This window comes from Gordonia sp. 135, from assembly GCF_009720185.1.
In the GTDB taxonomy this organism is placed as follows: Bacteria; Actinomycetota; Actinomycetes; order Mycobacteriales; family Mycobacteriaceae; genus Gordonia; species Gordonia alkanivorans.
In genome coordinates, this window is sequence record NZ_CP046257.1 from 2,032,280 (window position 1) to 2,045,579 (window position 13,300).

Consider the following 13,300-nt stretch of genomic DNA (forward strand, 5'->3'; position numbering starts at 1 on the left):
TCTGGCCAGCATGTTTTGCAACCCTTCGGATGGTTGTTGACATGGTCTTTCAAGTTACCCGCGGGGTTACTGATGGGTATACCGGCAGGTCACCCGGAAACATGAGGAATCCCTCACTTTCGTGTGTCATCATGGGTGTCACGTTCACGTCGTAAGCGACTCCTCCATGAGCCGGGGAGCGCCGATGTCCTTGTGTGGCAGGCGTGTTCATCAGTTGTACCAAGTAGTTCGAATCAGGCAGGGCTGCCGCTCTCGTTTCCGCCTGCGATGCCCCGGTGTCGTGGGCGACCCCCCGTTCTCACCGACGAGGAATCGCCGGCGCTCCCGCCTGTACCCAAGACACCCGCCGGCGCGCGCGCCGGCACCAAGACACTCCGCCGACCACCGAGACCGACCACCACAGAGGAGTACTCGTGACCGTCGACCAGTTCCGCACCGGCTCGCAGGGCGCCGCCAACGCAGAGCGCCCCACCACCACACTCATTGACCGGCTCGCCCAGGGCGAGCCCTACGCGATCAGTTTCGGCGGTCAGGGTGGCGCGTGGCTGCCGACGCTGGCCGAACTGGTCGTCGACGCCGACCTCGAACACCGCATCGGCGGGATCGTAGAGGCCGCAGAACGGCTCGTCGCACCCGTCGCCGACGACCTCGTCGTCGCGCGCGCCGACGGCTTCCACCCCCTCGCGTGGGTCCACGCGCACGACGCGGGCGAAGAGGTGCCCACCGAGGCCGCTCTCGCCGACTTCACCCTCTCGGGTCCCGGGGTCCTGCTGACCCAGCTGGCCGCCATCGAGGCGTTACGCAAGCAGGGTCTCGACACCGCGAGCATCCCGCCCAGCGCCGTCATCGGACACTCGCAGGGCTCGCTGGCCACCGACGCGGTCGGAGCCGAGGGGAACGCCGCGGAAGCCGGAGAGGGCCTGCTGCTCGCCGTCGCCCACCTCATCGGTGCCGCTGGTTCGCTCATCGCGCGTCGCCGCGGCCTCGGGGTCACCACCGACGGCACGCCGATGCTGGCGGTCAACAACGTCACCCCGGCACGCGTCGACGAGGTCCTCGCCCAGTACCGCGCGACCCTGCCAGAGAGCGACCTGGCCACCGCGCCCGTCGTCTCGATCAAGAACAGCCGCAACGCACTCGTGCTCTCCGGCGCCCCGCGTCACCTCGCCGGTTTCGTCGCGCTCTGCGAGCGGATCGCCGCCGCCGAAGCCGACGAGCGCAAGCGCAAGCTGACCGGCGGCGCACCGTTCGCCCCGAAGTTCGACCACCTGCAGGTGTCGGTCGCCTTCCACCACCCGAACATGGCCGAGGCCGTCGAACTCGTCGGCGCTTGGGCCGACCGCTGCGGCATCGACCGTGAGCTCGCCACCCGTCACGCCCACGACATCCTCGTCGCACACGTCGACTGGGTCTCCTCGGTCGACGAGGTCGTCGCCGGCGGTGCCAAGTGGATCCTCGACTTCGGTCCGGGCGACATCGCCACCCGTCTCACCTCATCGCTCGTCCGCGGCCAGGGTGTCGGCCTCGTCCCCGCCGCCCTGCGCGTCGGACAGCGCAACCTCTTCAGCCCGGGCGGGGTGCCCGAGGTCGCCACCCCGTGGTCCCAGTTCGCCCCGACCCTCGTCGAGCTGCCCGACGGCCGGACCGTCGTCGAGACCGCGTTCACGCGTCTCACCGGACGTTCGCCGATGCTGCTCGCGGGCATGACCCCGACCACCGTCGACCCGGCGATCGTCGCCGCCGCGGCCAACGCCGGCCACTGGGCCGAGCTCGCCGGTGGAGGCCAGGTCACCGAGGACATCTTCGCCCGCAACATCGCCACTCTCACCGACCTGCTCGAGCCGGGTCGCGAGGCGCAGTTCAACGCGCTGTTCCTCGACCCGTACCTGTGGAAGCTGCAGCTCGGTGGCAAACGCCTCGTGCAGAAGGCCCGTGCCCAGGGCGCGCCGCTCGACGGCGTGATCGTCTCCGCCGGCATCCCCGAACTCGAGGACGCGGTCGCCCTCGTCGACGAGTTCGTCGAGGCCGGACTCCGCTTCGTCGCCTTCAAGCCGGGCACCGTGGAGCAGATCCGTTCGGTTGTGCGGATCGCCAACGAGGTCCCGCACCATCCGGTCATCGTCCAGATCGAGGGCGGCCGCGCCGGTGGCCACCACTCGTGGGAGGACCTCGACGACCTGCTGCTCGCCACCTACGGCGAACTCCGCGCCCGACCCAACGTGGTCATCTGCGTCGGCGGCGGCGTCGGTACCCCGGAGCGTGCCAGCGAATACCTGACCGGCGTCTGGTCGAGCGGCTACGGCTATCCGCTGATGCCGCTCGACGGCATCCTCATCGGCACCGCGGCGATGGCCGCCAAGGAGGCCACCACCACTCCCGAGGTCAAGCAGCTCCTCGTCGACACCGTCGGTATCGACGAGTGGATCGGTGCAGGCCACGCGACCGCCGGAATGGCTTCGGGCCGTTCGCAGCTCGGCGCCGACATCCACGAGGTCGACAACACCGCGTCCCGCTGCGGCCGTCTGCTGGACGAGGTCGCCGGTGACGCCGAGGCCGTCGCCGCACGCCGCGACGAGATCATCGCGGCGATGGCGGACACCGCCAAGCCGTACTTCGGCGACGTCGCCGAGATGACCTACCGCGAATGGCTCGACCGCTACGCCACCCTCGCGGTCGGCGACGCCAACGGCGATCAGCACCCGTGGGCCGACATCACCTGGCAGCAGCGCTTCGTCGAGATGCTGCAGCGCACCGAGGCCCGCATGCACCCGCAGGACTCGGGTCCCATCCCGACGATGTTCGCCGAGCTGTCGTCCACCGACGACCCGCACGCCGCGATCGACGCGCTGGGCAGCGTCTACCGCGAGATCGACACCGACGTCCTGCATCCCGCGGACGTCGCGTTCTTCTTGGAGCAGTGCCGCACCCCGGGCAAGCCGGTCAACTTCGTGCCGGTCATCGACAAGGACGTGCGCCGCTGGTGGCGCAGTGACTCGCTGTGGCAGGCCCACGACACGCGCTACGGCGCCGACGCCGTGTGCGTCATCCCCGGTCCGGTCGCCGTTGCCGGCATCACCCGCGTCGACGAGCCGGTCGGCGAGCTGCTGGACCGCTTCGAGGCGCAGGTCGTCACCGACCTGCTGACCGCCGGTGTGCGCTCGGTCGAGGTCGCCTCGCGACACCGTGCCGGACTGGTCGAGGACGCCGGCGTCCTGACCGCTGTTCTGGAATCCGACGACGTCAGCTGGGCGGGACGGATCGTCCCGAGCCCGGTCGCCCTCCTCGGTGACCGCGCCGCCTGGTCGATCGTCGCCCCCGAGCGTGCCGAGCACGAGCCCACCGGCGCCGTCATCGAGCAGACCGGTACCGAGAACGGCGTCGTCCGTTTCGATCTCGTCGTCCCGATCTCCGGTGCGGCCGTGCGCATCCCGCTGCTCGCCGGTCTCGGCGTGCGCGACGGCGGATCGCCGGTCGTCGGACTCGACGAGGCAGCCGGCGCGATGACCGAGATCCTCACGGTCGCCGCGGGCGGCGAACTCGCCGAGGTGACCGACGGCACCGCGACCACCACCATCACCTGGCAGCCCGACTCGGTGGCCGACCATGCATCGGTGACCGGCTTCTCCCTGCCCGCGCACCTGCGTCCGACCACCCCGACCGAGCCCTTCGGCTTCGCCGTCCCCGACACCCTGGTCGGCGCCTGCTGGCCCAGCGTGTTCAGCGTGATAGGTGCCGCCCGCACCGAGACCGGCGCACCGGTCGTCGAGGGTCTGCTCGACCTGGTCCACCTCGACCATGCGATCGCTCTCACCGGTGAGATCCCCACGGAGACCGCCGAACTGACGGTGACCGCCCGTGCCGGCGCGGTCCGCGACTCCGACGTGGGCCGTGTCGTCGAGGTCTCGGTGGAGATCGCCGGGACTGCCGGCCCGATCGCCACCCTCGACGAGCGCTTCGCCATCCGCGGACGCCTCGGTGCCGCCGAGCTCACCGACCCGCTCCGCGCGGGCGGTGCCCCGAAGGCCGAGCAGTCGGCCACCCGCAAGCTGCTCCGTTCGGCCACCATCACCGCGCCGAACCGCATGCACGGCTTCGCCGTCGTCTCCGGTGACCGCAATCCGATCCACACCGACGCCTCGGCAGCCAAGCTGGCCGGACTCGGCGACCCGATCGTGCACGGCATGTGGCTGTCGGCTGCCGCGCAGCAGGTCGTCACCGCGACCGACTCGAAGAACCCGACCCCGTCGCCGCGACCGCTGATCGGCTGGACTGCACGCTATCTGGGGATGGTCCGCCTCGGCGACACCATCACCGTGCGCGTCGACCGTGTCGGCCTCGACAACGGCCGTGAGGTCGTCGAGGTCAGCGCCAAGGTCGGCGACAACCTCGTCATGAGCGCCACCGGCCTCCTGGCCGCGCCGCGCACCGTCTACGCCTTCCCGGGGCAGGGCATCCAGAGCAAGGGCATGGGCCTCGACGCCCGGTCGCGGTCCAAGGCAGCCCGTGAGATCTGGGATCGCGCCGACAAGCACACGCGCAAGGCGCTCGGCTTCTCGATCCTGGCCGTCGTGCGGGACAACCCGACGACCCTGGTCGCCAACGGCACCACCTACAACCATCCCGACGGCGTGCTGTACCTGACGCAGTTCACCCAGGTCGCGATGGCGACCCTCGGTGTCGCGCAGATCGCCGAACTCAAGGAGGCCGGCGGCTTCGTCGAGGGCGCCATCACCTGTGGTCACTCCGTCGGCGAGTACAACGCTCTCGCCGCCTGCGCCGGCGTCCTGCCGCTCGAGGCGGTCCTCGAGGTCGTGTTCCAGCGCGGCGAGGCCATGCACCATCTCGTTCCGCGAGATGAGCAGGGCCGCAGCGACTACCGCATGGCCGCGATCCGGCCGAGCCAGTTCGGTCTCGCCGACGCCGATGTGACCGGCTTCGTCTCCGGCCTGGGTGCGGAGATCGGTGAGTTCCTCGAGGTCGTCAACCTCAACCTGCTCGGCTCGCAGTACGCGATCGCCGGCACGGTCCGGGGCCTGGAGCACCTCGAGGCCGAGATCGACCGTCGCCGTGCCGAGTTCGGTGGCAAGCGGGCGTTCATCCTCATCCCGGGTATCGACGTCCCGTTCCACTCCAGCGTCCTGCGCGCCGGTGTGCCGGAGTTCCGCGGCAAGCTCGAGGAGCTGCTGCCCGCCGACATCGACATCGACATCCTGATCGGCCGCTACATTCCGAACCTGGTGCCGCGCCTGTTCAACCTCGGACGCGATTTCGTCGAGGAGATCGCGGCGCTCGTGCCGTCCGATCCGCTGAACGAGGTCCTCGCCGACTGGGACAACTGGACCGCCAAGCCCACCGAGCTGGCCCGCGTTCTCCTGATCGAGCTCCTCGCCTGGCAGTTCGCGAGCCCGGTGCGCTGGATCGAGACCCAGGACCTGCTGTTCAGCGGTCCGGAGCGCGATGGTCTCGCCGTGCAGCGTTTCGTCGAGATCGGTCTGAAGGGTGCGCCGACCCTGACGGGTCTGGCCAACAACACCCTCAAGCTCGACGACTACGCCTCGGCCACCACCGAGGTGGTGAACGTCGAACGCGACTCCGACGTGATCCTGGCCAAGGATGCCGGTCACGAGCCGGAAGAGGACGAGATCGACGCTCCCGCAGAGTCGGCCGCCGCTCCGGCGGACGCTGCCCCCGCGGCGGCGGCACCGGCTCCGGCCGCTCCCGCCGGCGGCCCGCGTCCCGACGACATCACGTTCACCCCGTCGGATGCGGTGAAGTCCGTGATCGCCCTGTGGACCAAGATGCGCGTCGACCAGATCGGTGCGGCCGACACCATCGAGGCGCTGTGCGACGGTGTGTCCTCACGCCGCAACCAGCTCCTGCTCGACATCGGCGGCGAGCTCGGACTCGGCGCCATCGACGGTGCGGCCGAGGCCGACATGGTCGCGCTGTCGTCGACCGTCGAGACACTCGCCCGCGGTTACCGGCCGCTGGGTGCGGTGCTCACCGACGCGGTCAGCGACCAGGTCCGCAAGGTCCTCGGCCCGCTGGGCAAGCGCCAGAACTACATCACCGACCGCGTCAGCAGCGTGTGGCAGCTCGGCCCCGGCTGGGGACTGCACACGACCGTGGCACTCGCACTGGGCACGCGGGACGGGGCCTCGGTCCGCGGTGAGGCACTGGGCAACCTGCTCGACGGCCCGGTCGCCAACGCCGACGCGCTCGACGCGTTGATCGACAAGGCGGTCACCGCCGTGGGTGCCGAGAAGGGCATCGCGGTGGGCAAGCCCGCCGCCGAATCCGGCGGTGGGGCAACGGTCGACGCGGCTGCTCTCGGCGAGTTCACCGAGCAGATCACCGGCCGGTCGGGTGCGCTCGCCTCGGCGGCGTACACGGTGCTGGAGAAGCTGGGACTCGCCGAGGTCGCCGACCTCGCCGAGGCCGCGGCCGATCCCAACGCCGAGCTGGCCGAGCTGGTCAGTGCCGAACTCGGATCAGACTGGGCGCGCACTGTCGCGCCGGCGTTCGACGACGCCAAGGTCGTGCTCATCGACGACCGGTGGGCAACCGCCCGTGAGGATCTCGTCCGTCTCTGGTTGGCCGACGAGCAGGAGCTCGACGCCGACTTCGAGAAGGTCGTCGGCGGGTTCGCCGGAGCCGGCGACACCGTCGCCGAACACGCCACCTGGTGGCAGGGCAAGGCCCTCGCGAACGGGAACGCCGTGCACGGCCGCGTCTTCGGTGCCATCGCGCACGCCGCCGAGAACCCCGAGAAGGGGATCTACAGCCGCGAGATCGCCGTCGTCACCGGCGCCAGCAAGGGCTCGATCGCCGCAGGTGTGGTGGCCGGCCTCCTCGCCGGCGGTGCGACCGTCATCGCGACCACCTCGCGACTGAACTCCGAGCGTCTCGCCTTCTACAAGAAGCTCTATCGCGAGAACGCCCGCACCGGTGCCGCGCTGTGGATCGCCCCGGCGAACATGGCGTCGTACACCGACGTCGACGACCTGGTCGAGTGGGTGGCCGCGGAGCAGACCGAGAACCTCGGCGGCACGATCGCGGTGGTGAAGCCGGCCATGAAGCCGACGATGCTGTTCCCGTTCGCCGCTCCGCGGGTGGCCGGTGACCTCACCGACGCCGGCGCTCGCGCCGAGCTGGAGATGAAGGTCCTGCTGTGGTCGGTCGAGCGGCTGATCGCCGGGCTGGCGGAGGTCCACTCCGACCACGACATCGCGGCCCGCCTCCACGTGGTGCTGCCGGGTTCCCCGAACCGCGGCATGTTCGGTGGCGACGGCGCCTACGGCGAGAGCAAGGCCGCCCTCGACGCGCTCGTGACCCGCTGGTCGGCCGAGGAGTCGTGGGGCTCGAAGACCACGCTGGCCCACGCCCTCATCGGCTGGGTGCGCGGCACCGGGCTGATGGGCCACAACGACGGCATGGTCGACGCGGTCGAGGCTGCGGGTGTCCGCACCTGGAGCACCGAGGAGATGGCCGCCAACCTGCTGACGCTGTGCACCCCCGAGCAGCGTGAGTCCGCGGCCACCGCTCCGGTCCTGGCCGACTTCACCGGCGGGCTCGACGCCTCGACCGACCTCAAGGCGCTCGCGGCCACCGCCGCAGCGGCTGCCGAGGCCGGCGAGGATGCCGACGAGGCATCGGCGACGACCACCGTCGCCGCACTCCCGGCGCCCGCCCGCGCTCCGCGCAGCATGCGTCCGGAATGGCCGACGATCGACGCGCGTCCCGAGGACCTGGTGGTCATCGTGGGTGCCGGCGAGCTCGGGCCGTACGGTTCGGCGCGTACCCGCTTCGAAATGGAGGTCGACGAGAAGCTATCGGCGGCAGGCGTTCTCGAGCTGGCCTGGAACACCGGTCTGATCCACTGGGATTCGGCTCCGAAGCCGGGCTGGTATGACACCGAGTCCGGTGATCCGGTGCCGGAGAGTGAGATCGCCGAGCGCTACCACGACGAGGTCGTGTCGCGGTGCGGCATTCGTCGCTACGCCGACGACGGCGCGATGGTCGACAACACCTCGCCGCTGCTCACCTCGGTGTTCCTCGACGAGGACCTGACCTTCACGGTCAACTCCGAGGCCGAGGCCCGTGCGTTCGCGAGTGCCAACCCCGAGAAGACGCGGGTCACGCAGAATCCCGACGGCGACTGGCAGGTCACGCGCCTGGCCGGCACGGAGATCCGTGTGCCGCGCAAGTTCTCGCTGACCCGTACCGTCGGCGGCCAGATCCCGACCGGCTTCGACCCGACCCGCTGGGGCGTCAGCCCCGACATGGTCGAGGCGATCGACCGGGTGGCCCTGTGGAACCTGGTCGCGACCGTCGATGCGTTCCTGTCGTCCGGCTTCACGCCGAGCGAGCTGATGCGTTGGGTACACCCCGGCCTCGTCGCCAACACCCAGGGCACCGGTATGGGTGGCATGGCCTCGATGCGGGACCTTTACATCAACACCCTGCTCGGTGAGGCCAACGCCAACGACATCCTGCAGGAGGCCCTGCCGAACATCGTTGCCGCGCACGTCGTCCAGTCGTACGTGGGCTCCTACGGCGCGATGATCCACCCGGTCGCGGCCTGCGCCACGGCAGCGGTGTCGGTCGAGGAGGGCGTCGACAAGATCCGTCTCGGCAAGGCGCTGTTCGCGGTGGCCGGCGGCTTCGACGACCTCGGCATCGAGGGCATCGTCGGCTTCGGTGCGATGTCGGCGACCGCCGACTCGGCGAAGATGACCGCACGCGGCATCGACGACCGCCGGTTCTCGCGGGCCAACGACCGCCGACGCGGCGGGTTCGTCGAGTCGGCCGGTGGTGGCACGATCCTGCTCGCCCGCGGCGACGTGGCGGCGCAGATGGGTCTGCCGGTCCTCGGTGTGGTGGCGTGGGCGCAGAGCTTCGGCGACGGCGTGCACACCTCGATCCCGGCTCCGGGACTCGGTGCCCTGGGTGCAGCCCGCGGTGCGCTGTCCTCGCCGCTGGCCAACGCCCTGAACTCGCTCGGTGTCACCGCCGACGACGTCGCGCTGGTGTCCAAGCACGACACGTCGACGAAGGCCAACGACCCCAACGAGTCCGAGCTGCACGAGCGCCTCGCCGAGGCGATCGGACGCAACACCGGCGCCCCGCTGTTCGTGGTGTCGCAGAAGTCGCTCACCGGCCACGCCAAGGGCGGTGCCGCGGCCTTCCAGCTGATCGGCCTGTGCCAGATGCTCCGCGACGGGGTCATCCCGCCGAACCGCAGCCTCGACTGCGTCGACGAGAAGATGAAGGAGTACCCGCACCTGGTGTGGCCGCGCGAGACGCTGCAGCTGGGGGAGCGGTTCCCGCTCAAGGCCGGTCTGCTGACCAGCCTCGGCTTCGGTCACGTGTCCGGGCTCATCGCGGTCGTCCACCCGGAGGCCTTCATCGCCTCCCTGGCACCCGAGGAGCGGGAGACCTACCGGAAGCGGGCTGATGAGCGTGCGCGCCTGGGCAGCCAGCGCTTCCTGCAGTCGATCTGCGGGGGCGAGCCGGCCTACCAGCGGCCGCCGAACCGCCGCTTCGACGAGTCGGTCGACGAGCACGACGCCGAGGCGGGCATGCTCCTCGACCCGTCGGTGCGCCTCGACGCGGCGGACGTGTACGGGTCCGGTCCGGTTCCGGAAACCCGGTGACGGCAGCGGATTCGAGCAGTGAGGCGAAGCCGGAAGAGATGAGCGTTCTCGGAGTGGGGATCGACATCGTGTCGATCCCGGAGTTCGCCGAGCAGCTCCGGCAGCCGGGAACGACGTTCGCCGACCGGTTCACGGTCGGCGAACGGCGGGACTCGGCTGCCGGAACCGGCGACGACGCACGGCATCTCGCCGCGCGCTGGGCGGCGAAGGAAGCCGTCGTGAAAGCCTGGTCGGTGAGCCGGTTCTCGCGGTCCCCGTTGCTGCCCCTGATCCGGCACAGCGACATCGAGGTCGTCACCGACAACTGGGGCAGGCCGGCGATCCGGCTGTCCGGCGAGATCGGCAATCACCTGCGCGACACCGTCGTCCACGTGTCCCTGACGCACGACGGGGACACCGCGGCGGCGGTAGCGATCCTCGAGGGCAGATAGGCCCCACACCCTCAGGGCCGCCACGACCCTCAGACCGTCGTCGACTCCTCGAGCAGCAGATAGCCCGCGAGCATCCGCTTGAGTTCGGCGACGGTCTCGTCGTGGTCGTGGCCGTCCTGCACCGAGAAACTGAGCAACGAGTACGCCGTGTGCACCAGCACCTGCGACATCATCTCGCGACGTTCACGCTGAGAAGGCGTGAGCGGTGCGATGATCCGTGCGACCTGTTCTGCGAGCACGCGTTCGTTCTCCGACGCGGTCGCACGCGTGGCGGGCGTCGACTGCACCGCCAGCCACACCGCACGCCGTGACGGGTCGGTGCGCCACAGTGCCGCGAGATGGTCGAGGAACTTCTCGAGCAGGCTGGGCCACTCGAGCGACGGCACCTCGGTGGCGAACGCGGTCAGCTCCTCGCGGACGTCGACGGTGTCCTGCCGGTCGAGTTCGCAGACGATGACGTATTTGTTCGCGAAGTACTGGTACAGCGTCCCGATCGGGACCTCGGCGCGCGCCGCGATCTCCTCACACGTCAGCGATTCGAAACCGACGTCGATCAGCAGTTCGCGGGCCGCCTCGAGCATCGCCTGGAACTTGCGTTTGCTTCGTTCCTGCGTGGGCCGCTTGCGCGGCATCAGCGGTTCGGCGGACTCGGTCATCGGAGGTGGATCTCAGACGGACAGGTCGCGGCGCAGCTTGGCCACGTGTCCGGTGGCGCGGACGTTGTACTGCGCGAGCGCGATGGTGCCGTCGGTGTCGACGAGAAACGTGGAGCGGATGACGCCGGTGACGGTCTTGCCGTACATCTTCTTCTCGCCGAAGGCGCCCCACTCGGTGAGCACCTTCTTCTCGGGGTCGCTCAGCAGGGGGAAGGTCAGCCCTTCCTTCTCGACGAACTTGGCCAGCTTGGCCGGCTTGTCCGGGGAGATGCCGAGCACCGTCAGGCCGGCGTCGTTCAGCTCGGCGAGATTGTCGCGAAAATCACACGCCTGCTTGGTGCAGCCGGGCGTCGACGCCGCCGGGTAGAAGTAGACGATGACCTTCCGTCCGGCATAGTCGGACAACGACACCGGATTCTCGTTCGCGTCGGGCAGGGTGAACGCGGGTGCGCGATCACCGACGGACAAACGCTGTGCCTCCACCGGGGGAGTGACCTCTGCCATGACAGTCAGGCTAGTGCATGGTCACATGCCGCGACGGGAGGATGTCGTAGCATCGAACCGCCGCCGTCCGGCGGCGATCTGGACAGTCAATGACAACGCGTGAGCAGTGACGACGCGTAACTAGAGCGAGAAGCGCCGGAAGGATGCAACGTGGCCGGAGACACCGAACGTATCGAGCAGGAGATCGCCAAGGCCCGTGAGGACCTTGCCAGCACGCTCGACGCGCTCGCCGAACGTGCCAACCCGCAGCGCCTCGCCGACGACGCCAAATCCAAGGCTCTGGCGACGCTGCAGAAGCCCGCGGTCATGTACTCCATCGCCGGCGTGGGGGCACTCGTGCTCGTGCTCGTGGTCCGCAAGATCACCAGCTGACCCACGCCGCTGCCGGCACCCCGGGAAGCGACGGCCTCAAACCCGCGCAAACCCGCTCCGACCAGGCGATTTCACAACTGGGGATGGTGTCATGTAATGTTCCTTCTCGCCGCCGGGAGGTACTCCGGAGGCGAAAAAGGCAAGCGCCATTAGCTCAATTGGCAGAGCAGCTGACTCTTAATCAGCGGGTTCGGGGTTCGAGTCCCTGATGGCGCACAGAGTTTCACAAGACGCCTCGCAGCAATTGCGAGGCGTCTTGTGGCATATCAGGGTTTGTGACGCAGTGGCCTGCGGAGGTCGGTGTCGCGGGCGGTGCGCAGGACACGCCGCCGAACGGACGACACACAGCGGAGCTCACAGACCGGGTTCTCGTACACTGGTGCGAGATTCGGGGAGGCATTCGGCCGACCGGTCATCAGAGTCGGGCGTGACAGGCGGGAGAGAGATGGGGATCGGTCGTTCTTCACGACGGATGCCACTGATCATCAGTGGTGTGTTGCTTGCGATCATCGCACTCGTGACATCGTGCTCACAGGAGGCGGCGTACTCCGACAACGTCACCAGTTCGAGCCTCTTCGACGATCTGCTCAAGCCCGCCGTCGACATCACCGAACTCAACGATCAGCCGCTGAGTGACAACACGGTCGGCGTCCAGCCGGGTGCACCCATCAAGGTCACCACGAGCGAGGGCACGCTCAGCCGGGTTCTCATCACCAAGTCGGACGGGACCCCGCTCAAGGGCACCTTCACCGACAACGACACCGTCTGGGTCAGCAACGAGGCGCTCGGCTACAACCGCACCTACACGCTGGAGACCGACGCGGTCGGCATCGGCGGCGCGGTCACCAAGAAGGTCACCTTCACGACCAGCAGCCCCAACAACCTGACGCAGGCCTACCTGACCCCCAACCCGGGTGAGACCGTCGGCGTCGGACAGCCGATCGCGGTGAAGTTCGACGAGCCGATCCCGAACCGTCGAGCCGCGCAGAAGGCGATCCGGGTCATCACCGATCCGCCGGTCGAGGGCGCGTTCTACTGGATCAGCGACAGCGAGGTCCGGTGGCGTCCCAAGGAGTACTGGAAGCCCGGCACCAAGGTGCGGGTCGCCGTCAACACCTATGGCATCGACCTCGGTGACGGCCTGTACGGCCAGGAGAACGTCCGCACCAACTTCACGGTCGGCCGCCGGATGGTGATCACCGCCGACGACAACACCAAGCAGGTCGTGTTCGAGCGCGACGGCCAGGTCATCAAGAGCATGCCGACGTCGATGGGCAAGCCGGGCGACGAGACCGACAACGGCATCTACCTGATCGCCGACAAGCACGACCACATCATCATGGACTCGTCGACGTACGGCGTCCCGATCAACTCGTCCAACGGTTACCGCACCCCCGTCGACTACGCGACGCGGATGTCCTACAGCGGCATCTTCTTCCACTCGGCGCCCTGGTCGGTGTGGGCCCAAGGCAACACCAACACGAGCCACGGCTGCCTCAACCTCAGCCCGGAGAACGCGCTCTGGGTCATGAACAACACGCTGCGCGGCGACCCGGTGGTCGTCAAGAACACCACGGGCGGCACGCTCTCCGGCACCGACGGCCTCGGTGACTGGAACATCCCGTGGTCGGAGTGGCGCAAGGGCAACGCGGACAACTCCTGACCCATGAACAGTCCATCC

6 protein-coding genes and 1 tRNA gene are annotated in these 13,300 nt (G+C 69.1%); 5 read left to right on the plus strand and 2 right to left on the minus strand.

Annotated elements, in window-relative coordinates; all coding sequences use genetic code 11:
* Positions 1-413 precede the first annotated feature (413 nt).
* On the plus strand, positions 414-9,656 hold the full coding sequence (locus GKZ92_RS09295) for a type I polyketide synthase (RefSeq protein WP_006357345.1): 9,243 nt from the start codon (positions 414-416) through the stop codon (positions 9,654-9,656).
* A 38-nt stretch (positions 9,657-9,694) separates the two neighbouring features.
* Positions 9,695-10,087, plus strand: a complete 393-nt coding sequence (acpS, locus tag GKZ92_RS09300) for a holo-ACP synthase AcpS (RefSeq protein WP_006868104.1) — start codon at positions 9,695-9,697, stop codon at positions 10,085-10,087.
* 29 nt (positions 10,088-10,116) lie between these two features.
* On the opposite strand, the gene GKZ92_RS09305 is transcribed toward acpS, so the two are convergent.
* Both GKZ92_RS09305 and bcp read right to left on the minus strand, forming a co-directional pair.
* A complete protein-coding gene (locus tag GKZ92_RS09305; RefSeq protein ID WP_006357347.1) occupies positions 10,117-10,743 on the minus strand; it encodes a TetR family transcriptional regulator in 627 nt (208 codons plus the stop codon).
* A 12-nt stretch (positions 10,744-10,755) separates the two neighbouring features.
* Complete coding sequence (gene bcp, locus GKZ92_RS09310; protein WP_006357348.1) at positions 10,756-11,247, minus strand: thioredoxin-dependent thiol peroxidase; 492 nt, start codon at positions 11,245-11,247, stop codon at positions 10,756-10,758.
* A 150-nt stretch (positions 11,248-11,397) separates the two neighbouring features.
* Between bcp and GKZ92_RS09315 the strand changes: the two genes are divergently transcribed.
* From GKZ92_RS09315 to GKZ92_RS09325, 3 genes are all read left to right on the plus strand, one after another.
* Complete coding sequence (locus GKZ92_RS09315) at positions 11,398-11,619, plus strand: DUF3618 domain-containing protein (RefSeq protein ID WP_006357349.1); 222 nt, start codon at positions 11,398-11,400, stop codon at positions 11,617-11,619.
* 143 nt (positions 11,620-11,762) lie between these two features.
* Positions 11,763-11,835: transfer RNA gene (locus GKZ92_RS09320), tRNA-Lys, on the plus strand.
* Between the two features lie 256 nt (positions 11,836-12,091).
* Complete coding sequence (locus GKZ92_RS09325; protein ID WP_006357350.1) at positions 12,092-13,282, plus strand: L,D-transpeptidase; 1,191 nt, start codon at positions 12,092-12,094, stop codon at positions 13,280-13,282.
* Positions 13,283-13,300 lie beyond the last annotated feature (18 nt).

Excerpts from the sequence above, each read along its gene's own strand:
- bcp (WP_006357348.1), bottom strand. The coding sequence starts at position 11,247 with ATGGCAGAGGTCACTCCCCCGGTGGAGGCACAGCGTTTGTCCGTCGGT.
- GKZ92_RS09305 (WP_006357347.1), bottom strand. The coding sequence starts at position 10,743 with ATGACCGAGTCCGCCGAACCGCTGATGCCGCGCAAGCGGCCCACGCAG.
- acpS (WP_006868104.1), top strand. The coding sequence starts at position 9,695 with ATGAGCGTTCTCGGAGTGGGGATCGACATCGTGTCGATCCCGGAGTTC.
- GKZ92_RS09325 (WP_006357350.1), top strand. The coding sequence starts at position 12,092 with ATGCCACTGATCATCAGTGGTGTGTTGCTTGCGATCATCGCACTCGTG.